The 22,638-nt window shown below is 71.5% G+C and carries 18 protein-coding genes; 6 read left to right on the top strand and 12 right to left on the bottom strand.

Annotated features, from left to right (window positions below; translation table 11 throughout):
• Positions 1 to 326: 326 nt before the first annotated feature.
• Positions 327 to 938, top strand: coding sequence for a TetR/AcrR family transcriptional regulator (locus ACWDRB_RS66320; protein ID WP_449912454.1), 612 nt, complete (start codon positions 327 to 329; stop codon positions 936 to 938).
• 72 nt (positions 939 to 1,010) lie between these two features.
• On the opposite strand, the gene ACWDRB_RS66315 is transcribed toward ACWDRB_RS66320, so the two are convergent.
• From ACWDRB_RS66315 to ACWDRB_RS66300, 4 genes are all read right to left on the bottom strand, one after another.
• Positions 1,011 to 2,498, bottom strand: coding sequence for an MFS transporter (locus ACWDRB_RS66315; protein ID WP_449912452.1), 1,488 nt, complete (start codon positions 2,496 to 2,498; stop codon positions 1,011 to 1,013).
• Between the two features lie 132 nt (positions 2,499 to 2,630).
• On the bottom strand, positions 2,631 to 3,182 hold the full coding sequence (locus ACWDRB_RS66310) for a TetR/AcrR family transcriptional regulator (protein ID WP_350741023.1): 552 nt from the start codon (positions 3,180 to 3,182) through the stop codon (positions 2,631 to 2,633).
• Positions 3,183 to 3,253: 71 nt separating this feature from the next.
• Positions 3,254 to 3,844, bottom strand: coding sequence for a TetR/AcrR family transcriptional regulator (locus ACWDRB_RS66305; RefSeq protein WP_449912450.1), 591 nt, complete (start codon positions 3,842 to 3,844; stop codon positions 3,254 to 3,256).
• Between the two features lie 44 nt (positions 3,845 to 3,888).
• Positions 3,889 to 4,476: a TetR/AcrR family transcriptional regulator gene (locus tag ACWDRB_RS66300; RefSeq protein ID WP_449912448.1), complete on the bottom strand. Its 588-nt coding sequence runs from the start codon at positions 4,474 to 4,476 to the stop codon at positions 3,889 to 3,891.
• 135 nt (positions 4,477 to 4,611) lie between these two features.
• Here ACWDRB_RS66300 and ACWDRB_RS66295 point away from each other — a divergent pair, with 135 nt between their 5' ends.
• A complete protein-coding gene (locus tag ACWDRB_RS66295; protein WP_449912446.1) occupies positions 4,612 to 5,370 on the top strand; it encodes a class I SAM-dependent methyltransferase in 759 nt (252 codons plus the stop codon).
• Positions 5,371 to 5,373: 3 nt separating this feature from the next.
• On the opposite strand, the gene ACWDRB_RS66290 is transcribed toward ACWDRB_RS66295, so the two are convergent.
• A complete protein-coding gene (locus ACWDRB_RS66290) occupies positions 5,374 to 6,567 on the bottom strand; it encodes a cytochrome P450 (RefSeq protein ID WP_449912445.1) in 1,194 nt (397 codons plus the stop codon).
• 174 nt (positions 6,568 to 6,741) lie between these two features.
• On the opposite strand from ACWDRB_RS66290, the gene ACWDRB_RS66285 reads away from it, so the two are divergent.
• Both ACWDRB_RS66285 and ACWDRB_RS66280 read left to right on the top strand, forming a co-directional pair.
• On the top strand, positions 6,742 to 7,578 hold the full coding sequence (locus ACWDRB_RS66285) for a hypothetical protein (protein WP_449912443.1): 837 nt from the start codon (positions 6,742 to 6,744) through the stop codon (positions 7,576 to 7,578).
• Between the two features lie 194 nt (positions 7,579 to 7,772).
• Complete coding sequence (locus tag ACWDRB_RS66280) at positions 7,773 to 9,332, top strand: sulfatase family protein (RefSeq protein ID WP_449912455.1); 1,560 nt, start codon at positions 7,773 to 7,775, stop codon at positions 9,330 to 9,332.
• Between the two features lie 4 nt (positions 9,333 to 9,336).
• On the opposite strand, the gene ACWDRB_RS66275 is transcribed toward ACWDRB_RS66280, so the two are convergent.
• The gene (locus ACWDRB_RS66275; RefSeq protein ID WP_449912442.1) at positions 9,337 to 9,867 is read right to left on the bottom strand and encodes an XdhC family protein; all 531 of its coding nucleotides are present in this window, start codon (positions 9,865 to 9,867) and stop codon (positions 9,337 to 9,339) included.
• A 59-nt stretch (positions 9,868 to 9,926) separates the two neighbouring features.
• On the opposite strand from ACWDRB_RS66275, the gene ACWDRB_RS66270 reads away from it, so the two are divergent.
• A complete protein-coding gene (locus tag ACWDRB_RS66270) occupies positions 9,927 to 10,715 on the top strand; it encodes an SAM-dependent methyltransferase (RefSeq protein WP_449912440.1) in 789 nt (262 codons plus the stop codon).
• A 42-nt stretch (positions 10,716 to 10,757) separates the two neighbouring features.
• Here ACWDRB_RS66270 and ACWDRB_RS66265 read toward each other — a convergent pair whose 3' ends face one another.
• From ACWDRB_RS66265 to ACWDRB_RS66240, 6 genes are all read right to left on the bottom strand, one after another.
• A complete protein-coding gene (locus tag ACWDRB_RS66265; RefSeq protein ID WP_449912439.1) occupies positions 10,758 to 12,455 on the bottom strand; it encodes a CBM35 domain-containing protein in 1,698 nt (565 codons plus the stop codon).
• 4 nt (positions 12,456 to 12,459) lie between these two features.
• The gene (locus tag ACWDRB_RS66260; RefSeq protein WP_449912438.1) at positions 12,460 to 14,358 is read right to left on the bottom strand and encodes a glycoside hydrolase family 127 protein; all 1,899 of its coding nucleotides are present in this window, start codon (positions 14,356 to 14,358) and stop codon (positions 12,460 to 12,462) included.
• Between the two features lie 27 nt (positions 14,359 to 14,385).
• Complete coding sequence (locus ACWDRB_RS66255) at positions 14,386 to 15,192, bottom strand: carbohydrate ABC transporter permease (RefSeq protein WP_449912436.1); 807 nt, start codon at positions 15,190 to 15,192, stop codon at positions 14,386 to 14,388.
• Positions 15,189 to 16,142 carry a carbohydrate ABC transporter permease gene (locus ACWDRB_RS66250; RefSeq protein ID WP_449912435.1) on the bottom strand — a complete coding sequence of 318 codons (954 nt, stop codon included), beginning with the start codon at positions 16,140 to 16,142 and terminating at the stop codon, positions 15,189 to 15,191. Before ACWDRB_RS66250 ends, ACWDRB_RS66255 begins: the two co-directional genes overlap by 4 nt.
• A gap of 4 nt (positions 16,143 to 16,146) precedes the next feature.
• A complete protein-coding gene (locus tag ACWDRB_RS66245) occupies positions 16,147 to 17,424 on the bottom strand; it encodes a sugar ABC transporter substrate-binding protein (RefSeq protein ID WP_449912434.1) in 1,278 nt (425 codons plus the stop codon).
• 64 nt (positions 17,425 to 17,488) lie between these two features.
• On the bottom strand, positions 17,489 to 18,535 hold the full coding sequence (locus ACWDRB_RS66240) for a LacI family DNA-binding transcriptional regulator (protein WP_449912433.1): 1,047 nt from the start codon (positions 18,533 to 18,535) through the stop codon (positions 17,489 to 17,491).
• Between the two features lie 369 nt (positions 18,536 to 18,904).
• Here ACWDRB_RS66240 and ACWDRB_RS66235 point away from each other — a divergent pair, with 369 nt between their 5' ends.
• Positions 18,905 to 22,525 carry a LamG-like jellyroll fold domain-containing protein gene (locus ACWDRB_RS66235; protein ID WP_449912432.1) on the top strand — a complete coding sequence of 1,207 codons (3,621 nt, stop codon included), beginning with the start codon at positions 18,905 to 18,907 and terminating at the stop codon, positions 22,523 to 22,525.
• Positions 22,526 to 22,638 lie beyond the last annotated feature (113 nt).

The raw sequence follows: 22,638 nt of genomic DNA, 5'->3' as shown, positions 1-22,638 counted from the left end.
AGCACGACGTTGCGGCCCTTGGGACCCAAGGTCACCTTGACGGCGTCGGCGAGCTGGTTCATACCGCGCTCGAGACCGCGCCGGGCGTCCTCGTCGAACGCAATCATTTTCGAAGCCATGTTCTCTCCTGCTCACGATGGGGGTTCGCCGGGACGGCGCCCGCGACGGACGGCCCGCGGGCAGGCGTCATGACCTGCCCGCGGACCTCGCCGTCCCGGCGGCTGGCACTCTCCAGGGGTGAGTGCCAGGCGTCCCTCCGCACTTTACCCACAACTTGCGCGCCACGCACATAGTGCGCGTCCCGCAATATCGGATAGAGTCCTCCCATGAACGACGACGCCGTGGACCTCCGGGCCCGCAACAAGCAGGCCACCCGGGAGGCGATCAGCCATGCCGCCCTGCGCCTGGCCATCGAGCAGGGGCCCCACGGGCTGGCCCTCGTCCGCGTCCATGACATCGCCACGGCCGCGGGCGTCTCCCCCCGCACGTACAACAACTACTTCTCCAGCAGGGAGGAGGCGATCTGCGCCTTCCACGCCGACCAGGCCAGGCGCGCGGGGCAGGCGCTGCGGGCCCGGCCCGCCGGCGAGTCGCTCGACCAGGCCGTCATCGCGGCCGTGGTCGAGCTCTACACCGACCCCGAGCCCGACCGGGCCGGGCTGCGCATGATCATGTCGACGCCGGCGCTGGAGGGGGAGGCGCTGAAGACGTTCACCATGGCGGAGGGGCCGCTCGCCGAGGCGATCGCGGCGCGCACCGGCGTCGATCCCGGGCGCGACCTGTTCCCCGCCGTCGTGGCCGCGGCGGTGGCCGGGGCCATCCGGGTGGCGGGGCGGCGCTGGCTGGAGCCCGGCAACACCGAGTCGTTCGCGGCCATCCTGCGCCATGCCCTGTCCGTCGTCCTGCCCGCCGCGCCGCCCGAAGGACCCCGCGGGTAGCGGCGCCGCCTGGGCCCTCCGGGCGGCGCTCGGTGCTGCGCCGCCCGAAGGTCCTCGCGGGTCGGGGGACGCTCAGTGCTGGGCCGTGGCCAGGTCCAGCCGGGCGGGGGTGCGCCACCAGACGGCCACGGCCGCCAGCAGCATGAGGACGGCGCCGTACAGGCTGGTCGTCCGCAGCGATTCGGTGAAGGCGAGCGTGGCCTGCGCGGCCAGGTCGGAGGAGCCGATCGCGCGGGCGGCCGCCAGCGCGCCGCCGAGCGACTCGCGCACCGCGTCGGTGGCGTTCTCGGGCAACTCGGCCCGGTAGAGGGCGGCGGCCAGGCTGCCCAGCACCGCGACGCCGAAGGTGCCGCCGATCTCGTACGAGGTCTCCTCGATGGCGGCCGCGCTGCCCGCCTTCTCCGCCGGGGCGCCCGCCATGATCACGGCGGAGGCGATGGCCAGCGAGCCCATGCCCGCCCCGATCAGCAGGATCGACACGGCCACCCAGAGGTAGGTCGTCGGGGCGACCCAGAGCACCACGAAGCCGAGCCCGCCGATCACCAGCCCGCCGGCCAGCACCGTACGGGCGCCGATCCGGGTGGCCAGGGCCGGCGCCAGCGGCGAGAGGACCGCGGAGCCGACCGCCATGGGCAGCATGGCCAGGCCCGTCTGCAACGGCGAGTAGCCCTGGACGAGCTGCGCCCACTGGACCATGAGCAGCATCATGCCCGCCATGGCGATCGAGGTGGTGAAGGCGGCCAGGGTGCCGGAGGCGAAGGCGCCGCCGCGGAACAGCCGGATCTCCAGGAGGGGGTCGGGGCGGCCCAGGCACCGCCGGACGAACCAGGTCAGCGTGACCGCGGCCAGGACGGCCGTGAGCGCGGTCCAGGCGTCCAGGCCCTCGGTGGCCACGTGCTTGATGGCGTAGACCAAGGCGATCATGCCGACCATCGACAGCACCGTGCCCAGGGCGTCCCATCGGCCGGGGTCGGGGTTGCGCGACTCGGGCAGCAGGAGCAGCCCGGTGACGACGGCGACGGCCATGACCGGTACGTTCACCAGGAACGCGGCGTGCCAGCTGAAGGCCTCCAGCAGCAGCCCGCCCACGATCGGGCCGAGCGCGCCGCCCACCGCCGCCATCGCGGCCCACACGCCCAGCGCGGTGGCCCGCTCGCGGGCGTCGGTGAACAGGTTGCGGATCATCGACAGGGTCGACGGCATGATCATCGCACCGCCGACGCCGAGCAACGCCCGTACGGCGATCACCTCGGCCGGGCTGTCGGCCCACAGCACGGCGACGGAGGCCAGGCCGAAGAGGACGAAGCCGGAGACGAGCATGCGCTTGCGCCCCCAGCGGTCGCCCAGCGCGCTGACGGCCACCAGCAGGCCCGCCACGACCAGGGAGTAGACGTCGATCATCCACAGCAGTTCGACCGCGCCCGGCCGCAGGTCGGCCGAGATCTGCGGCAGTGCCACGTTGAGGATGGTCATGTCCATCGTGATCAGCAACAGGCTGGCCGACAGGACGGCCAGCGCCGCCCAGCGTCTGGGGTTCAGCTCGGTCACCGTGTTCGTCATGGGGGTCCTCCAAGGAAAAAGGGGTGGTGGCGCAGGGTCACACGGCTGACCCCGGCGACCTGGGCGATCCCGGTCGTCGGGGTGGCTGGGCACGTATGGGGGGGGTGGAGGACGCCTGCTCGGGCTCCCGCTTCAGCCGGCGTCGGCGTCCTCCGCCGCCACCAGCTTGAGCAGGCGGTCGTGGAGTGCCTTCCTGACCGGCTCGGACAGGGGGATCATGCTCGTGGCCCGCCACAGCCACAGCCCGTCGACGGCCAGCTGGGCCAGGAGCAGGTCGATGTCGCGCGGGTCGGTCGAGGTGGGCGGCGGGGCCCAGCGGCCGATGAGGTCGTCCCACGCCTCCGCCAGCGCCGGCGTGGTGACCGACTCGACCATGAACGCCAGGTCCGCCTTGCTCGCCGAGCCGTGCGCGCCCACCCGTACGTAGGCCTCGACGGCCTCCTGCGGCGAGGCCTCCGCCAGCGGCTTGCCCAGCTCGGCGACGAGCTGCGCCTCCCACGCGTCGGTCAGATGCCGCTGGATCGCCACCAGCAGCTCGTCGCGCGTGCGGAAGTGGTACATGAGCCCGCCCTTGGTCACGCCGGCCTCCTCGGCCGCCGACTCCAGCGTCAGGGCGGTGATGCCGTCGCGCTCCGTCACGCGGATGGCGGCGTCCAGGATCCGGGTCCTCTGGCTCGGTCGCATGACCGTAACTGTACCATCCAGAAGGTACAGTTACTCATCGACACCGCGGCCCCCGGTGACGGCGTCCGCGGTCAGGCGGGACGCAGGGCCTTGAGGGTGAGCTCGACGAGGGCGTCGGCGTACTCGGGGGTGAGCGGGCCCGAGCGGTGCAGCCAGCGCTGGAAGAGGGGGGCGTACAGGAGCTCCAGGGCCAGGTCGAGGTCGGCGTCCTCGGCGATCTGGCCGGCGCGCTGTGCGCTGCGCAGCCGGGCCTTCTTGGCCTCGTCGACCGGGCCCGCCAGCTTCTCGCGGTACTGGGCGGCGAGGTCGGGATCGTTGATGATCTCCATGTTGAGCGCCCTGATCGGCGCCTCGAACCCCGGGTCGGCGAACTCGGCCACCGTCGCCCGCATCACCAGCTTGAGATCGGCCTCGATGTCGCCCGTGTCGGGCAGCGCGATGCTGTCGCCGACCTGGCTGAGGGCGAGGAAGGCGTCGAAGATCACGGCCCCCTTGGAACGCCACCAGCGGTAGATCGTCTGCTTGCCCACGCCCGCGCGGGCGGCGATGGCCTCGATCGAGATCTTGGCGTATCCCATTTCGGAGACCAGCTCGCGGGCCGCTTCGAGGACGGCCTGCCGCGAGCGCTCGCTGCGGCGGGCGGGGTCGGGGCTCTTAGACATGCGGGTCAGCATAGCAGCAAGACGAGACGATACGGTCCGTCTTGCTAGCGCTCGACGCCGGCGATGACCGTGGCCACCATCTTGCGGACGGCGGCGGGCTCCGGCGGGGCGCCCGTCCGGTCGGCGAACAGCAGGTGCCCGGCCCCGATCAGGGTCGGGGCGAGCGTGTCGACGTCGGCGTCCGCCGCGATGCGCCCCAGATCCCGCTCGGCGCCGAGGTAGGAGGCGATCATGATGCAGGCCTCCGTCAGAACCGGGACACCGGCCGGCCAGGTCCGGCGCAGCCGGGCGCGCAGCTCGTCCCGGAAGGTGACGAGGGCGACGATCGCCACGGCGACCGACCCGAACAGCGCCGTCAGCGCGCCCGCGAGATTCCCGGCGACGGTGCCGGTCCCGGCGGACTCGCGCAGCTCGGCGGTCTGGGCGTCCATCCGGTCGACGCGATCGAGCACGAACTCGGCGAGGAAGGCGTCGAAGTCCTCGAAGTGCCGGTGCAGGACGCCCTTGGCGCAGCCGGCCTCGGTCGTGACCGCCCGGCTGGTCAGCGCGCTCGGCCCGTCCCGCAACAGGATCCGGTCGGCGGCGTCGAACAGCTGCTCACGCACGTCGCGGAGGGCCACCCCTGTCGGCACCGCGCATCCCGCCTTCCATTTTTCGTCAACGCGGGGTTGACGAGTGGGCACGTGCCCATTCATAGTGGGCGCATGCCCACTATATCTCAGCCGGCAGGCTCTCTTCCCGAGCCCGAGCCGCATCAAGCTCGGGAAATGGCGGAATCGTTCGGCGTGGACGCCGGGCGCTACGACCGGACCCGGCCTCACTACCCCGACGCCATGGTGGCCCGGATCGTCGCCGGCAGCCCCGGGCCCGACGTCCTCGACGTCGGCTGCGGCACCGGCATCGAGGCCCGGCAGTTCCAGGCGGCCGGCTGCAAGGTGCTCGGGGTCGATCCCGACGAGCGGATGGCCGACTTCGCGCGGCGCGAAGGGCTCGAGGTCGAGGTGTCGACGTTCGAGACCTGGGAGCCCGCCGGGCGGGACTTCGACGCGGTCGTCGCCGGACAGGCCTGGCACTGGGTGAACCCCGTCGCCGGCGCGGCCAAGGCCGCGGAGGTGCTGCGTCCCGGCGGGCGGCTGGCGGTGTTCTGGAACGCGTTCCAGACCCCGCCCGATCTCGGCGCGGCCATCGCCGCGGTCTACCGCAGGATCATGCCCGACGCGCCGATCTACCAGCGCATGATGTCCGACGCGGACGCGTACGTGTCGCTGAGCGCCAAGGCCGCCGACGGCATCCGGCAGGCGGGCGCGTTCGGCGACGTGGAGGAGTGGCGCTTCGGCTGGGAGCGGACCTACACCCGCGACGAGTGGCTGGACCTGGTGCCCACCACCGGCGTCCACACCCGGCTCCCGGCGGCCACGCTGCAGGAGGTGCTCGCGGGCGTCGGCGCCGCCGTCGACGCGGCGGGGGGCGGCTTCACGATGCAGTACACCACGGTGGTGGTCACCGCGGCACGCGGCGCCTCCTGACCCCTACGGGTCCCCCACCCTGACCACCAGCCCGCGGATCTCGTAGCCGCCGATGTCGTTGTTGAAGCTCACGCGCGGCGCCGACGCCATCCGCACGCCGTCCATGGCGAACAGGCGGCTGAGGAAGACGTCCGTCTCCAGGATGGCGATGTTCGCCCCCGGGCACCGGTGCGGCCCGTCGCCGAAGGACAGCGCCGCGGCGCTCGTGCCCCCGTCGATGGCGCGGCCGGGGCAGACCGACAGCGGCAGCGAGCCCACGGCTCGGGGATCGGTGTTGGCCGCGTCGACGAACACCTCGATCACCGCGCCCGGAGGCACCGTGACCGGCCCGTCGGCGCCGGCCAGGTCGAGGGCGGCGGTGGTGCGCCGGCGCAGCCGCCCGACCACGGGTTCGAGCCGCAGGATCTCGTGCAGGACGGCGAGGCGGCCGGGCTCGTCCGCCGCGCGGTAGCGCTCCAGCAGCGCCTCATCGGCGAACAGGTGCCAGGCCGCCACGCAGATGAACTCGCGCGTGGTCACCATGCCGGCCGCGGCGAAGGTCAGGCACTCGCCGAGGATCTCGGCGTCCGTGCACCCTTCGGAGATCAGGTGCGAGATGAGGTCGTCGCGCGGCTCGCGGCGGTGGGCGCGGATCGCCGGCCGCACGTCGGCCAGGTAGACGCTCAGCCAGCTCACGTTCTGCCTGACCAGCCAGTAGATCCCGCTCGGGCTGGTCAGGCCGGGCCGGCCGAACTTCTCGGGGAAGAACCGTTCCAGTCTGGCGCGGATCCCGGGCCTGCTGGAGGTGAGGCCGATGATCGCGCTCGCCACCTCGATCGCCACGCCGAAGCTCAGCTCCGACAGGTGCGCCTCCCCCGCCTCCCGCAGCTCGGCGAGCCGGCTCTCCGCGACCCGCGCCATCAGGTCGCGATACCGCTCGTCCACCCTGCGGGGCGTGAAGAACCGCGCGGTCTGGCGGCGGTCCTCGCGGTGCTCGGGCCCGTCGCGGTAGAGGACCGGCCGCCGGATCCTGGCGGGCAGCTTCTCCACGGTCTCGATGCCCAGCCCGGCTTGGACGGTGTCGTAGCTGCGCAGCACGGCGCGGGCCTGCTCGTGGCCGCGGACCTCCCACGTGCCGTCGTCGGCGCGCCGGACCGGGCAGGCCCCGGGTGCGGCCTGGCGCGGGATCTTGCGCGTGTCTTCGCTGTGGTCGTTCACGCCGGCACGTCTCTCCCTGTCGTCGGGCCGCCGTTGACCATGCTCGTCCCCGTTCGGCGTGAGATCAAGGGAACGGGGTGTCCGGGAAATACCGGATGTCATGGTTCGACTTGACTGATGATCTTCGATGCACCAGATTGTTCGCGACTTTTCGGACCGTTCCCAAGGAAACCCATGAAGCGAGCCATCATCGGTGCCACCGTGGTCGCGGGCGTGGTGCAACTCACCGCCACGCCCGCGCAAGCGGCACCCACGATCGACCCGGTCAAGGCGCTCAAGGCCGAGTTAACCGCCGGCAGAGCCGTCAACGTGCAGTCCACGGCCAAGGTGACGTACACGCGCAGCCTGGTCGTCACCTCGGGGCTGGAGGGCACGATCGGGTTCGACCGGCGCGGCGCGGCCGCGTCCGATGTGGCCCAGACCCTGCAGTACAGCGAGGACCTCCTTCGCAGCGTGAAGAGGACGAAGCCGGCGGAGGTCGAGGCCCTGCAGCAGGGGCCCATCAGGATGATCTCCACCCGGGACGTGAGCTACGTCTCCGGCCCGATCGTCGACTCCGCGTTGCCCCAGGGCACGAGCTGGGTGGCCTACAGCCGGGCCGCTCTGCCGCCGAGCAATCTGGTGCTGAACGCCCTGGAGCCCGACACGCTCAAGACGCTCCTGTCCCACCGCACCTCGTGGCGTGACGGCGTGCTGAAGGGCTCGATCAAGGCCACCAAGCTCGCGGCGGTCTCCCCCTCGTTCGCGTCGCGCTTCGGTACGCGTTCCAGGAGCGGCCGCGACGGCAAGATCACCTACACCCTCTGGTTCGGCGGTGACGGCCTGGTCGAGCGGCTGTCCGCCAAGGCCGTCCTGCCCTACGGCAAGAGCTCCATGACGGTCGAGTCGAGCACCCGCTACGCGGACTGGGGTCGCGAGGTCACCGTTCTCCTGCCCCTGCAGGGAGACGTGCTCGACCGTGACCAGCTCGAGGACAAGGTCCCGGCCGCGGTCCCGGGGATCTGGAACTAGACGCCGGTCCTTCGCCCGGCCGTGTCCATGAGGGCCGGCCGGGATTGCCCGGCTCCGGAGCATACTCTCGCGGGTGGTATGAAGTTGTTTGAGTGCTTTGTCCAGAATGTACGTGCATCGCACCCCCAACCTCCTGTCCCCTGCCAAAGAGGCTGTTCTCCCCGATGCCCGGATATATCAGGAAAAGCTTGGCGGTGGCGCTGGCCGTCGTCCTCACCCTGACCCTCGCGTCCCCGTCAAGAGCGGGGGCCGTCGCCGCGCCCAAGCGGCCGAACATCATCTTCTTCCTCGTCGACGACATGTCCGCCGAGCTGCTCCAGTACATGGACACGGTCAAGAGCCTGAGCCACGACGGCACCACGTTCACCGGCTACTACGTCGCCGACTCGCTCTGCTGCCCCTCCCGCGCCACCATGTTCACCGGCCAGTTCCCGCACAACACGGGCGTGCGGACCAACCAGGGCTACGACCACGGCGGCTACGGGGCGTTCGCCAAGCACGAGGGCAGGACGTACGCCGTCTCCCTGCATCAGGCCGGATATCGCACGGGCTACCTCGGCAAGTACATCAACGAGTATCCCGCGGGTCCCGGCTACCACGTCCCGCCAGGCTGGGACGAGTGGCACGTGACGGCGAGCGGCGGCTACAACGAGTTCAGGTACAAGCTCACCCGCTACATCAAGGAGGAAGCGGGCGGCCGGCGGCCGATCGACGCCTCCGGGGGCAAATACCTGGTCGACGAGCTGGGGCAGCGGGCGGTGGGCTTCATCGAGCGATCCCGCCGGTACACCCCCGGCGAGCCGTTCTTCCTCCAAGTCTCGCCGTTCTCGCCGCACAACAGGGTCAACGTGAAGCGCGGCGACACGGAGCCACGCTTCCCGCCCGCGCCGCGCGACCGGCCGAAGGACCGCTTCCCCGCCGGCGAGTTCCCCCATGGCGACTGCGGCGGCCCCGACTGCGACTCCATCGACGTGACCACCCTGCCGTCGTTCAACGAGGACACCTCCGACAAGCCCTCCTGGGTACGGCGGGAGCCCATCGGCCCGAAGATCACCGAGAAGCTCCGCGAGGACTTCCGTAACCGGATCCGCATGGTGCAGTCGATCGACGACATGGTGCAGCGCGTCCTGTCCGCGCTGACCGAGGAGGAGAAGCTGAACACGTACGTCGTGTTCACCAGCGACAACGGCTTCCACCTCGGGCAGCACCGCCTGGTGCGCGGCAAGGCCACGGCCTACGACCACGACGTACGGGTGCCGCTCCTGGTCAGGCGCCCGGCCTCGGGGCCGCGCGGCGACCTCGTGACGCCCGCCATCGCCCAGAACGTGGACCTGTTCGCGACCTTCCTCGACATGGCCGGCGTCGGCGCGGCGACGCGTGACAGCCGCGACGGCCGCAGCCTGCTGCCCCTCATCCAGGGTCAGAACGTCACCGGCTGGCGCGACGCGGCGCTGATCGAGCACGTCAAGCCGGCCCCCCACGCGCCCGGCCAGCCCGACCCCGACGCGGACGCCATGAAGAAGGGCAACTCCCGGCCGCCCAGCTACTCCGCCGTGCGCACGGGCGGGGAGCTCTATGTCGAGTACAAGGGCGATCCGCGGCCCGAGTACTACAACACCGTCACCGATCCGCGCGAGGAGTCCAACGACCCCGGCAACGCCAGGACGGCCGCCCTGAGCAAGGTCCTCGACGGCCTGAAGAGGTGCGGCAAGCCGGGCGCGGTGGACTGCTGGACGGCCGCCCACCTGCGCTGACTCCTCAGAAGGCGAAGCCGCCCGGGCGGTCGTTGCGGTCGGCGATCAGGCCGGCCAGGGTGGCGACGGCGATCTCGGGCGGGGTGCGCGAGCCGATGTTGAGCCCGATGGGCCGGTGCACCCGGGCGACCTCCTCGGGCGGCACGCCGAGGTCGGCCAGCGCCCGCACGTGCGGCGCGGTGTGGCGGGCGCTGCCCATGATGCCGACCCACCGGACGGGGAACTTGAGCACGTCGCGCAGGACCGGTCCGATCTCCTCGCGGTGATGGTCGGTGAGCACCACGTCGGCCGTGGCGTCGAGCCAGGCGCCGAGCCCGGTCACCGCCGTGAATCCCTCGAGGCGGCGCTCAGGATCCGGCTCGACGAGGATCGGGCGGAAGCCGAGCTCGGCGCCGAACCTCAGCAGGCACTCGGCCACCGGGGAGGCGAAGACGGCGACCAGCGTCCGCCCGGCCGGCTCGACGAGGGCCTCGCTGGGGGCCTCGCTGTGGGCCACTGTGCACGCCGGGTCTTCTGCGTCATGGGTGTGGGCCATAATCGCAGTCTGACACAAGCAGTCGATCATGCTCGCGAAGATCCCTATAGGCTTCGTCCATGGACGCCGACCCCAGGATCGACCGTACGAAGCCGCATTCCGCCCGGGTCTGGAACTACCTGCTCGGCGGGCAGGACAACTACGACGTGGACCGCGAGGCCGGGGACACCCTGCTGCGCGTCTTCCCCGATTTCGCGCAGGTGGCCACGCTGCAGCGCGAGTTCCTCCGGCGCGCGGTGACCTACCTCGTCACCGAGGCGGGCATCCGGCAGTTCCTCGACATCGGCTCGGGCCTGCCCACCGCCGACAACACGCACGAGGTGGCGCAGCGCCTCGCGCCCGAGTCCCGCGTCGTCTACGTCGACAACGACCCCCTGGTGCTCGTGCACGCCCGCGCCCTGCTCGCCGGGACCCCGCAGGGCAGGACCGCCTACGTCGAGGCCGACGTGCGCGACCCCGGCACCATCCTCGCGGCGGCGGCCGAGACCCTGGACTTCTCCCGGCCGATCGGCCTGATGATGCTCAGCATCGCCGGCCAGATCCCCGACGACGACCTCGCCGCCGATCTCGTCCGCCGTTACGTCAAGGCGCTGCCGCCCGGCAGCCACCTGGCGCTGTCCGACGGCGCCGACGTCAACCCCTCGCTGGTGGCGGCGGTGAGCTCCTACAACGAGCGGGCCGCCTTCCCGTACACGCTGCGCAGCCCCGAGCGCCTCGCCGTCCACTTCGCAGGGCTCGAACTCGTGGACCCGGGCGTGGTCTCCACACCGCTCTGGCGGCCCCCGGCGGGAGCGCCGCCCCAGCCGGCGATGATCAACGCGGTCTGCGGCGTGGGTCGCAAGCCCTGACGTGCGGGCGGTCCGGCGGGGTGCGCCGGACCGCCGCGCGGGTCAGGTGAGCTGGATGTAGTCGAGTTCGGCGTAGCCGGTGCCGCCGGAGAAGAACGGCGAGCCCTTGGCCAGGCGGATCACGTTGTACCCGGCCCGGAGGGTGACGGTGGTGCCGACGGTGGCGCCGAACTCGCCCCACGCCGCCGTGGGCGGGTAGCTGACCGTGCTCCAGGAGCCGCCGTTGTAGGCCAGGCCCTGGGTCGCGGTGGCGCCGGTGCCGTTGGCGTAGCCGATGGTCATCGTGTACGAGCGCGCCGTGGGCACGTTCACCACGAAGTCGACGTAGCTGTCGGTACGCGGCGTGCCCGAGTTGTCGATCCGGCCCACGTAGCCGCCGCCCGACGCGCTGGAGGCGCTGAGCCGCTGGGCGCGGAAGACGGAGGCGTTCTCGGCCTCGTACCGCTGCTGGTAGGCGGGCACCCCGCTGACCGGCTCGACGACGAGCTGGTAGGCGCTGGTGGCCACCATGTTGGGCACGGACACGCTGAGCTGGCCGCCGCTGACCGTCCGGGTGGTCGTGGAGATCGTGGTGGGGGCGGTGACCGCGGTGAAGCGGCCGCTGGACGGGGTGGAGGTCAGCGTGACGCGGACGCTGGAGCCGAGCGCGCCGAGGCCCGTGAGGTTGACGGTGTTGGTGCCGGCCTCGTTGCCGAACGCCACGTTGACGATCTTGCGGGTGCCGTCGTAGGAGGCGAACCCGTCCAGGCCGGCCGTCGTGGTCGTCGTGGTCGTGACCATGTTCCCGGCCATGTCGCCGTACCACTTGTACAGCCACCAGGTGCCGGTGGGCTGGCTGTTGTTGACGACCAGGCCGTTCAGGGTGCCGTACTCGTACCAGAAGGCCCGGTGGGCGGACTCCACGCCGCCCCGCTCCAGCTTGGCGACGTAGCTGGCGATCCGGCCGGGCACGTCGACCTCGCCGGTGGCGGCGTACTCGTTGATGGAGATGCGGCGCGGGCTGATGCCGAGCGAGGACTCCAGATTGCGGTAGTCGGCGATGTCGGAGGCGATCCTGGTGGGGTTCTGCAGCTCGTGCCAGCAGATGATGTCCGGCAGGGTGCCGGTGTTCTTGGCGTTGGTGAGGAACGACTGCATCCAGGAGCGGTTGTAGGTGGCGGTGCTGGGGCCGACGATCGGCGTGAGCGTGTCGAGCGCGCGCACCGCCCGGTACGTACGCACCCAGGTGTCGTTGAAGTTGCCCGCCGCGGCGGTGTTCCAGGTGTAGTCGGGCTCGTTCCAGAGCTCCCAGCCGATGACGTTCGTGACCGTGGTGGCCGACAGCCGGGCGTTGACCATGATGTTGACCTTGGCCAGCCAGTCGTCCCAGCTCACCCACCTGTAGGGGAAGTCGGGATAGATGTCGGGCATCCGGATGAACTCGCCCGCGCCGGCCCGGGTGGCCTGCGGGGACACCAGCAGGGAGTCGCCGCCGGGCGGCTGGCCGTTGGGGCGCTGGCCGACGCCGGGCGCGGGCTGGGTCAGGGAGTTGACCTTGATCGGGAGGAGGGTGGAGTCGGCCGGCCGGGAGTTCTCGGCCAGGCCGTACAGGCCGCCGGAGGCGACGTGGGTGACCGGCCGGAACGGCTGCGCGACGTTGACGGTGAGCGTCGCGCCGGCGGCCGCGGCCGGGGGTGAGGCGGTCACCAGGGCAGTGGCCGTGGTGACCAGGGCTAAGGCGAGCACTCGGAATCGGGACATCGTGTCACTCTCCTTCGATGGGCAACCAGACACGCATGCTCGACGGGCCGCGACGGGCCCACGAGTGGTACGGCCGCAGCGGCACGTCGAACCACTCGACGTCCGCCGCGGAGGCGGCCGCGGCGCCGGAATAGGCCCACGGCCGGTCGGGGGGTGCGGCCAGACGGCCGCGGACCAGCACCTCGCCGGGCTCGGCCCGGGGGCCGGATCGGGGGTCGCGTCGGGGATCGATCGTCAGGGCGTCGAGCCCGCCGGGGTGCGGGAGGTTGTGGGACTCGGCGCACAGGACCTCGGGGCCGCGCTCGACGGCGACGCAGCCGCGTACGGCGTCGATGCGGGGGTCCGGCCAGGTGAAGCGGGGCTCCATCGGCAGGTCGAGCGTGATCACCTCGCCCGCCCGGAACGCCCGCCGCACCGTGGCCATGCCGGGCTCGACCGGCCGCGCCCGCCCGTCCTCGACGAGCGTGGCCCCGTCGGCCCAGGCGGGCACCCGCAGCGCCAGCGTCCAGAGCCCGTCGGCGAGGATCCGGACGCGGACGGTTCCGCTGTCGGGGTAGGCGGTCTCGACCTCCACCGCGATCTCCCGCCCGTCCGGCAGCTCGGCGCGGACTGTCGAGGGGGCGTACTGGTGGAGCTGCAGGCCGTCGTCGTCGGTGGTGGCGAGGTAGCCCTGGAGGCCGGCCAGGGTGCGGGCGACGTTGGTGGGGCAGCAGGACACGTCGAACCAGGCGGCCCTGACGCCGGCCTCGGCGCGCGGGCTCACCTCGTCCGGGTCCGCCTCCCGGCCCGGGGCCCGCTGGTGGAGGGGGTTGGCGTAGAAGAACGCCGTGCCGTCGGGGCTCGGGGAGGTCGCGATGACGTTGTAGAGCGTGCGCTCGATCAGGTCGGTGTAGCGGACGTCGCCGGTGGCGAGGTGGAGGCGCCAGGAGACCATGATCGAGGCGACGCCGGCGCACGTCTCGCAGTACGCCCGGTCCGGCGGCAGCTCCCAGTCCTCGCCGAAGCCCTCGTCCTGGTGGCGTGAGCCCATGCCGCCCGTGATGTAGGTGCGGCGCGCGACCGAGCGCTCCCACTGCCGCTCCACGGCCCGCAGCAGCTCGTCGTCACCACGTTCGACGGCGACGTCCACGGCGGCGGCGGTGAGGTAGAGCGCGCGGACCGCGTGGCCGCGCCACACGTCGGCCTCCCGGATCGGGATGTCGTCCTGGAAGTAGGCGCGGCCCAGGGGGATGTCCCTGAGCGTGCCGTGCCCGCGGCGGTCGAGGAAGATCCGCGCCTGCTCGACGTAGCGCTCCTCCCCCAGTGCCCGGCCGAGCTCGGCCAGGCCGACCTCGATCTCCGGGTGCCCGCAGATCCCGGGCCGGCCGTCCGCGCCGAACGTGCGGCACACGTGGTCGGCGGCGCGGCGCGCGACCCGTACGAGGTCGTCCTCGCCGTGCGTGCGCAGCCGGGCCACCGCGGCCTGCAGGAGGTGGCCGGTGTTGTAGAGCTCGTGGCCCATCTCCAGGTCGCTGTAGCGCGGCGGCTGCGTGCCGTGCCCGAAGCAGGTGTTGAGGTAGCCGTCCGGGTCCTGCGCGCGGGCGATCCGCCCGGTGAGCCGCTTGATCGCCGCCTCCGCCCCCGGGTCACCGGTACGGCCGCTCTCCCAGGACAGGGCCTCCAGGAGCTTGTAGACCTCCGAGTCGGAGAACGACCAGCCGGGGCGGTCGGGCGCGGTCGTCCCGTCGGCGACCCGGTCGAAGTTGGCGAGCCAGCCGAGGCGCTCCATCCACGACTCGCAGTGGGCGAGCGTCGCCGCGGCGTTCACGGCCTGCCGGCTCCCCCAGAACCCTCCGGTGATGGAGACCTGCGCGAGCCCGAGGGGGCGTACCCGGCCCTGGGACGGCAGCACGGGGCTGGTCATGTGGTGAACCTTTCGACGGATTGCTGTTCAGTCCTTCACGGCGCCCGCGGTGACCCCGGCGGCGATGTAGCGCTGCGCGAGGACCAGCAGGAAGGCCGCGGGGACGGACGCGATCACGGCGGTCGCCATGATCGAGTTCCACTGCGTGGTGTTGTTGCCGATGTAGCGGAAGATGCCGAGCGTGATCGGGATCACGTCGCTGTTGCGGTTGAGGGTCGAGGCGAAGATGAAGTCCGACCACGCCCACAGGAACGCGAAGAGCGAGACCGTGATCACCGAGTTGCGGCTCAGCGGCAGGATGATCGACCGGAACGTCCGCCAGGTGCTCGCCCCGTCGATCTGCGCGGCGGCCATGAGCTCGCCGGGGATGCTCGCCATGAACGCCCGGAAGAGCAGCACCGCGAACGGCACGGCCAGCGTCGAGTCGGCGACGATCAGGCCGGGGACGGTGTTGAGCATCCCGAGCCTGATGTAGATGGCGTAGAAGCCCATGGCCATGACAACCGCGGGGATCATCTGCGCGACGAGGAGCAGGAAGTCGATCCCGCGCGCGCCGCGCGGGCGCAGCTTGGCCAGCGAGTAGCCCGCGGGCAGGGCGACGAGCAGCGTGAGCGCGACGGTGCCGAGGCCGATGAACAGGCTCGTGGCCAGGGCCGGCAGTTGCTGGGCGAACGCCGCCGCGTACCCCTCGAACGTGGGGTTCCAGGGGAACCAGTGGGGCGGGTCGGCCCGCATGTCGCCCGTCTTGGTCAGCGAGACGTTGAACATCCAGTAGACCGGGAACAGCATCACCCCGACGAGGACGACGCCTGCCGCGGTCTTCCAGCTCTTCATGCGCGCTCCTCCTTGCGCTGCAGGTGCACGTGCAGGAGCCCGGCGGCGAAGGCGATGAGGATGAGCAGGTTGCCGACGGCCGCCGCCGGCGAGAAGTCGGGCTGGCCGGTGCCGAACGCCTCCCGGTACGACCAGGTGGCCAGCGTCGTCGAGGCGTCCGCGGGCCCGCCCTTCGTCATGATCCAGATGATGTCGACGACCTTGAGCGTGTAGATCAGGCCGAGCAGCAGCGTGATCGCCGACACCGGGCGCAGCAGCGGGAAGGTGATGCGCCAGAAGCGCTGCCATCCGTTGGCCCCGTCCAGGCCGGCGGACTCGTACAGGTCGGCGGAGATGTTCTGCAGCCCGGCGTACAGGATCACCAGGTTGAACGGGACGCCGAGCCAGATGTTGGCGATCGTGACGGCCAGCAGCGAGGTGTCGGGAGAGGTGAGCCAGTTGATCTGGCCGATCCCGAACGCCTCCAGCGCCGCGTTCACGATGCCGTTGTCGCTGTTGAGCATCCACGACCAGGTCGAGGCCGAGACGATCAGCGGCAGCAGCCACGGGACCAGGAACATCGCGCGCAGCACCGCCGACAGGCGGAAGTTGCGGTGGAAGAAGACCGCGAGGCCCAGGCCGAGGGCGTACTGCGCCGCGATGGACACCAGCGTGAACAGGGCCGTGTTGCGCAGCGCCCGCAGGAAGGTGTCGTCGGACAGGATGTCGCGGTAGTTGTCCAGCCCGGTGAACTCCGGATCGCCCCGCACGAACGCCCGGGGCGTGTAGTCGTGCACGCTGAGGTCGATGTTGCGGTAGAGCGGATAGGCGTAGAAGACGAGCAGGTAGATCACGAGCGGCGCGAGGAAGGCGTAGGCCGTCCACTGCCGCGAGCGCCCCCGCCGGGGAGCCGCGTGCGCCGCCCTGCCCACCGTCACCGCCTCGCCGGCCTCGCTGCTGAGAGAGGTCATCGGATCAGCCGCCGGTGGCCTGCTTCGCCTGGGCCTGCGCCTGCTTGAGCGCGTCGGCGGGGGTGGCCGAGCCGCTCAGCGCCTTCTGCACCCCGGTCCACAGCGCCTCGGAGATCTTCGGGTACTTGGTGCCGAGGTTGTCGCTGGTGCGGCCCTTGGCCGACTTCACGGCGTCGACCCACGGCTTGAGGCCCGGCTCCTTGGCGAGGATCGCCTGCTGGCCCTCGGCGGTGGAGGGGATGTAGTACGCGAACGTCGTACCGGTCTCCACCAGGCCCTCGGGCGTCGTCATGCATTCGAGGATCTTCTTGGTGGTGGCATAGCGCTTGGTGTCCTTCTGCACCGGGACCGTGATGAACTCCCCGCCCGTGGGCGTGGGTGCGGAGCCCCCGTCCTTGCCGGGGATCTGCACGATGCCGGTGGGGAAGCCCGCCTTCTTGGCGCTGTCGATCTGCCAGGTGCCGTTCTCGGCGAACGCGAACTCCCCGGTCAGGAACTGCTCCCAGGTGGTGTTCTGGGAGTTGCTGATGACGGAGTTGGGGGCGGCGCCGTCCTTGACCCACGTGGTCCACAGGTCGAGCGCCGCGACGGCCTGGGGCGAGTCGAGCTGGGTCAGCTGCGCGCCGGAGCCCCAGAACCACGGCAGGAACTGGAACGAGCCCTCCTCCGTGCCGATGGCCGCGAACGTGATCGGCTTCTTGCCCGCGGCCTTGACCTTCTTCAGCGCCGCGTTGAGCGTGGCCCAGTCCTTGATCGAGCCGGGGTCGACGCCGGCCGCGTCGAGGATCTTCTTGTTGTAGTAGAGGGCGAGGGTGTTCGCGCCGATGGGGATGCCGTACGTCTTGCCGTCCAGCTCGCCGGCGGCGATGAGGTTCTTGTCGAACCGGGCTGTGTCCAGGCCGAAATCTGACATCGTGGTGAGCATCCCGGCGTCCGCGAGCGTCGAGACGGCGGGGTTGTCGAGGAGGATGACATCCGGCGCGTTGCCCTCCTGGCCGGCGAGCAGCGCCTGGTTGGTCAGCGCGGTGGTGTCGTAGGCGGTGCGCTGGATGGTGACGCCCGCCTGCTTGCCGCAGGAGTCCACCCGCTTCGCCCAGGCCGAGGCCGGGTCGTGCTGCGGGTACGGGTCCCACCAGGTGTACGCGCCGGCGCCGCCCGCGGAGGCGCTGGTGGTGGTGCCACCGGTCTGCGGGGCGGACGCGCAGGCGGACGCGCCGACGGACAGGGCCAGAACGGCGGTTCCGAGGACCGCCGCCTTCGTGGAAACCGACGTGCGGTTCATCGAGGCCTCCAATGTTAGCGCTCACATTCGAGCGCGGCCGGAAGGTGTGTATCGGGCCCGCGAACTAGCGGGCGGCAGGGGGTGCGGTTGGCAGCGCGGTGGGGGGCGCGGTGCTTCCGCGCGAGACCAGTTCGGGAGAGATGAAGCGCACCACGAACGGCTCGTCGCGGGCCGCCGGCGATTCGACGCGGCGCACGAGCTGGCGTACGGCCATGGCGCCGAGCCGGTCGGGCGCGCTCTCGATGAACGAATAGGGCAGGGAGAAGGTCGCGGCGAACTCGGCGGAGTAGCGCCCGATGACCGAGAGGTCCTCGGGCACCCGCAGGCCCCGCTGGTGGGCGACGGAGGGGAGGGCCGCGGTGGCGGCCTCGTTGTTGAGCAGCAGGCCGGTCGCCGACGGGTAGGCGTCGAGCAGGGCGTTGAGCAGGTGTCCGACCGCGGGCTGGCGGGACTCGCCGTACACGGCGTGCAGGGTGACGCCGAGCTGGCGGGCCCGTTCGAGTGCGGCGTCGCGCAGGCGCCACACGTACGCGCCGCCGCGCTCGACGACGTGCTCGGGCTGCGAGATGAGGATGAGCTCGCGGTGGCCGAGCCGGTGGAGGTGCTCCACCATGGCCCGGCCGGCCTCCTCGAAGTCGAGGTCGAACACGTCGAGCCCCGAGCAGTCGCCAGGCAGGCCGACCAGGGCGCCCGGCTGCGGCGCGGCCCGCAGGATGGGCAGCCTCGGGTCGAACTGCGCGATGTTCATCAGGACGACGCCGTCCACCATGCGCGAGTCGGTGATGCGCCGCAGCGCCCGCACGCCGTCGGCCTCGGTGACCAGCAGCGTGTCGTAACCCAGGTCGCGGGCGGTGTTCGTGACGCCCAGAATGTACTGCATCATCGCGGGCGCGAACTCGTCTTCGTGGAACTGGGCGAGCAGACCGAGGACCTTGGTCTGGGATGTGGCCAGCGCTCGGGCGCCCGCGTTCGGCGTGTAGTTGAGCGCCTCGGCGGCCGCCAGCACGCGACGGCGGACCTCCTCCGAGATGGGCCGCTTGCCCGACAGCGCGTAGGACGCGGTGCTGCGGCTCACCCCGGCCTCCCGGGCCACGTCTCCGATCGTCGCCACTCTCACCTCCTGTAGGTCGTTGAACCGGTTCGACAGTTGCGTCGCGAAAACCCTCGGATCGCCGACCGGTCGGCGCCTTTTCCTGGGGATCTGCAGGATCGATCGGCCCGCCGCCGGTCACGGCCGGGAACGGGCTCCACCTGCGGGCCGCCGGAATCAGCGAACCGGTTCAACGATGTGCCCCGACTGTCGCGCCGCCGGTGAGCGGGAGTCAAGAGTGAGGACGGTCGGCGATACCGAATCGTGACATGCCGGAAACGCCCATTGACGCGCGGGGCGCGGCTACGTAACCTACGCGAAACCCTCAGTTGCGTTCCTCGATCATCCTCCCTGAGATTGTTAACGCTCACACCTCCCAGGGACTTCGTCATGACCATCAAGGCCATGTGGGCCGGGCTGCTCCCGGCCGCCCTCGTCGCCGCCTTAACCACGGGCGTCGCTGGTGCGCGGACCGTGGATCCGCCCTCTCCCGTGCTCCTCTACACGTTCGACTCCGACGACCTCGCCACCGGCTCCATCGCCGACTCCTCCGGCAACGGCCTGAACGGGACGCTGGTCAACGGCTCCACCGCCGCGCTGGTCGACGGCGCCGGCGGTGGCCACGCGCTGAGCCTGCCCGGCGGCGCGCCTTCCTCCGACGGCGCCTACGTGCGGCTGCCGCTGGACGCGATCAAGGACAGGACCGACCTGACGGTGTCGGCGCGGGTCAAGTGGGACGGCACCACCGCCGCCTGGCAGTGGATCTACGCGCTCGGCAAGGACACCAACCGCTACCTGTTCAGCACGCCGTACAACGGGGACGGCGTGCTGCGCACGGCGGTCACCACCTCGGGCGGCGGCGGCGAGGCCAAGGTCACGGGCTATGCCCCGCTGCCGGCCGGCGCCTGGAAGACGCTGACCGTCACGCTGGACACCGCCGCCAAGCGCGTCACCACCTACCTCGACGGCGCGGCCGTGGCCTCGGCCCCCACCACCATCAGCGCCGCGCAGCTGATCGACGCCGCCACGACCTCGGCCGGGTTCATCGGGCGCTCGTTCTATCAGGACCCGCTCTTCGACGGCGCGATCGACGACTTCCGCGTCTACGCCGCCGCGCTGTCGGCGGAGCAGGTGGCCGCCGTCACCGGCGGCCGGCCGCCGACGCCGACGGGCCTCGCCCAGAGCGCGTTCTCCGTCCGGACGACCATCGGCACCGCGCCGGCCCTGCCGGCCGCCGTCCGTGCCACCTTCACCGACGGCTACGACCGCGAGCTGCCCATCGCCTGGTCGCCCGTAGATCCCGGGGACTACGCCGCCGCCGGGACCTTCACCGTGACCGGCACGGCCGGCGGCAGGCCCGTCACGGCCGAGGTCACCGTGATCCGCGAGGGCCAGCTCGTCATCGACCTCGCCGAGGACACCGGCCCCTTCCACGGCGGCGCGTCCGGCACCCTTTACGGCCTGTACGGGCCGGGGGTGCCGACCGACAACCTCATCGAGGGGATGCGCCTGCGCACCGTCTCGACCAAGGCCCAGGACGGCCCGCAGCACCCCGGGGCCGACGCCCTGGAGGTCGTCAAGCCGCTGGCCGACAGCACCGACGGCGACGTGTACATCTACATGACCGACATCCACCGCGGCTTCCCCTACCAGTGGCCCGGCGGCACGCCGCAGGAGAAGCTCGACCTGTACCGGCAGAAGATCGCCAAGCAGGTGGACCAGGTCCTCCAGCTCGACCCGAAATATCAGGACAACATTGTCTTCGTGCCGTTCAACGAGCCCGAGGGCAACATGTTCGGCACGGGTGAGTGGAGCTACAACCGGGTCAGCTGGCTCAGCGACCCGCGCGACTACTTCAAGGCGTGGGACGACGTCTACGCGCTCATCAAGGGCAGGATGCCGGCCGCCCGGATCGCCGGGCCCAACACCAGCGTGCTGTACTCCCAGGTCAAGGGCTACCTGGAGCACGTCGTCGAGGCCGGCACCGTGCCCGACGTGATGACCTGGCACGAGCTCAGCCATCCCGAGCAGGTCAGGGCCAGCGTCAAGCGTTACCGCGAGATGGAGGCCGAGGTCTTCGCCGGCACGAAGTACGCCGGGAAGCGGCTGCCCATCAACGTCAACGAGTACGCCTTCAATTACCACACCTCGGTGCCCGGCCAGATGATCCAGTGGGTGTCGGCCATCGAGGAGTCGAAGGTCGACGCCGACATCGCGTACTGGAACATCGACGGCAACCTGTCCGACTCCGCCGTGCAGGCCAACCGGGGCAACGGCCAGTGGTGGCTCTTCAACGCCTACGGCAGCATGAGCGGCCACACCGTACGGGTCACGCCGCCGTACCCGGGGCAGAACTACACCCTGCAGGGCGTCGCCACGCTCGATCCGGGCAAGAAGCAGGCCCGCGCCATCTTCGGCGGCGCCGACAGCGCCGGGCACATCCGCTTCGAGCACGTCCCCGACAAGGTCTTCGGCCGCCGTGTGCACGCGTGGGTGCGGGAGATCCCGTGGACCGGCCAGGTCGGCGACTCGGCGCAGCCGGAGATCGTCGCCGAACGCGATATCGCCGTCAAGGACGGCACCGTGGTCTTCGACTTCGGGGCCGGTGACCTGCCGAGGCTCAAGGAGTCGTCGGCGTACGAGATCGTCCTCACCCCCGCCGGCTCGGGCACCGCGACGGCGCCCGCGCCCAAGCTGTGGGAGGGGTCGTACGAGGCCGAGGACGCGAAGTACACCGGCGGCGGCTACAGCCGCAACGGCCCCGAGGGCTCCCCGTCGGACGTGTCGAAGTTCTACACCTCCGGCCGCTACGACGTGGGCGGGCTGCGTACCGGCTCGGACGGGGTGCTCGACTTCACCGTCGAGGTCCCGCGGGCCGGCCGCTACGACCTCAGCGTATTCGCCAACTCGCTGAACACCTTCGACCGGGTGCGCGAGCAGGGTCCGACCAACGTCTTCGTCCGCGTGGACGGGGGCGCGGAGCAGGAGCTGTTCCTGCCGCTGGGCTACAAGTGGGTGGTGTGGGACCACGCGGACACCACCGTGGAGCTCACGGCGGGCAAGCACGTGCTCTCCCTGGCCGCGCGCAGCCTCGACGGCGCCAAGGCCACGAAGGGCGACGCGATCGTCGATCGGATCCGGCTCTCGCTGGCCAACCCGGCGGCGGCGACCTCGATCTACGAGGCCGAGCTGGCCGACCTGCGCGGCGCCCGCCCGTCCTACTCCGCGTACGGAGCCGCGCTCTCGGGCTCCGGGGTCGTCGCGGCCCGGCGCGAGGAGTCGGCCGCCTTCTGGGTGTACTCCGCCCAGGACGCCCCGGCCGAGCTGGACCTCAAGCTGCTCGGCTCCGGCCAGGCGGCGGTGACGGTCAACGGCGTACGGGTGCTGGACCGCGCCCGGCGCGGCGACGCGACCGCGGCGGTGTCGCTGTCCGGCGGCGTCAACAAGGTCACGGTCACCGGCAGGTCCGGCACGTCGCTCATCGACCGGCTGGAGGTGCGGCCCGCCGCCGGCGCGCTGCCGGCCACCGTGTACGAGGCGGAGTCCGCCCGGCTCGCCGGGACGGCGAAGGCGTCGCCGCTCTCGCTGGCGGGCGGCGGGAGCGCGGTCACCGGGGTCGGCGGCACGCCCGGCAACGCCAACACGCTCACCTTCGACGTGCGGGCCGCCGCCGACGGCACGTACGCCATGCGGGTGCGCTACTCCAACCCGGAGCAGTCGCCCGCCACGCACTACAACCCGGACCCGCTGGCCAGGCACGCCGACATCTCGGTGAACGGCGCCGCCGCGCAGCGCGTCCTGTTCCCCCACACCTTCCACGAGAACAACTTCTGGGAGCTCACCGTCCCGGTGCGGTTGAAGAAGGGCTCGAACACGGTGCGCTTCTCCGCCGAGGAGCTGCCGAACTTCGACGGCACCACGTACGCGTCGGAGACCTTCCCCGGGGTGCTCCTGCGCGCGCAGTACGCCCCCGTGATCGACAGGATCACGCTCGCGCCGTACAGCGGCTGACCCCCACCGGTGCCGCCCCGGCCCCCCCCCAGGGGGCCCGGGGGCCCCCCATCACGCCCGGCGGGGGGACCCGCCGCGGGCCCCGGTCCGGGCGGGCCCCCCCGGGCACCCCG

It is taken from the genome of Nonomuraea sp. NPDC003707 (assembly GCF_053587055.1).
Note: the sequence above shows the minus strand (reverse complement) of the source record. Positions and strands in the feature narration are given on the sequence as shown.

Coding starts and splice junctions, on each gene's coding strand:
- ACWDRB_RS66320 (WP_449912454.1), top strand. CDS start 327: ATGAACGACGACGCCGTGGACCTCCGGGCCCGCAACAAGCAGGCCACC.
- ACWDRB_RS66315 (WP_449912452.1), bottom strand. CDS start 2,498: ATGACGAACACGGTGACCGAGCTGAACCCCAGACGCTGGGCGGCGCTG.
- ACWDRB_RS66310 (WP_350741023.1), bottom strand. CDS start 3,182: ATGCGACCGAGCCAGAGGACCCGGATCCTGGACGCCGCCATCCGCGTG.
- ACWDRB_RS66305 (WP_449912450.1), bottom strand. CDS start 3,844: ATGTCTAAGAGCCCCGACCCCGCCCGCCGCAGCGAGCGCTCGCGGCAG.
- ACWDRB_RS66295 (WP_449912446.1), top strand. CDS start 4,612: ATGGCGGAATCGTTCGGCGTGGACGCCGGGCGCTACGACCGGACCCGG.
- ACWDRB_RS66285 (WP_449912443.1), top strand. CDS start 6,742: ATGAAGCGAGCCATCATCGGTGCCACCGTGGTCGCGGGCGTGGTGCAA.
- ACWDRB_RS66275 (WP_449912442.1), bottom strand. CDS start 9,867: ATGGCCCACACCCATGACGCAGAAGACCCGGCGTGCACAGTGGCCCAC.
- ACWDRB_RS66270 (WP_449912440.1), top strand. CDS start 9,927: ATGGACGCCGACCCCAGGATCGACCGTACGAAGCCGCATTCCGCCCGG.
- ACWDRB_RS66265 (WP_449912439.1), bottom strand. CDS start 12,455: ATGTCCCGATTCCGAGTGCTCGCCTTAGCCCTGGTCACCACGGCCACT.
- ACWDRB_RS66260 (WP_449912438.1), bottom strand. CDS start 14,358: ATGACCAGCCCCGTGCTGCCGTCCCAGGGCCGGGTACGCCCCCTCGGG.
- ACWDRB_RS66255 (WP_449912436.1), bottom strand. CDS start 15,192: ATGAAGAGCTGGAAGACCGCGGCAGGCGTCGTCCTCGTCGGGGTGATG.
- ACWDRB_RS66250 (WP_449912435.1), bottom strand. CDS start 16,142: ATGACCTCTCTCAGCAGCGAGGCCGGCGAGGCGGTGACGGTGGGCAGG.
- ACWDRB_RS66245 (WP_449912434.1), bottom strand. CDS start 17,424: ATGAACCGCACGTCGGTTTCCACGAAGGCGGCGGTCCTCGGAACCGCC.
- ACWDRB_RS66235 (WP_449912432.1), top strand. CDS start 18,905: ATGACCATCAAGGCCATGTGGGCCGGGCTGCTCCCGGCCGCCCTCGTC.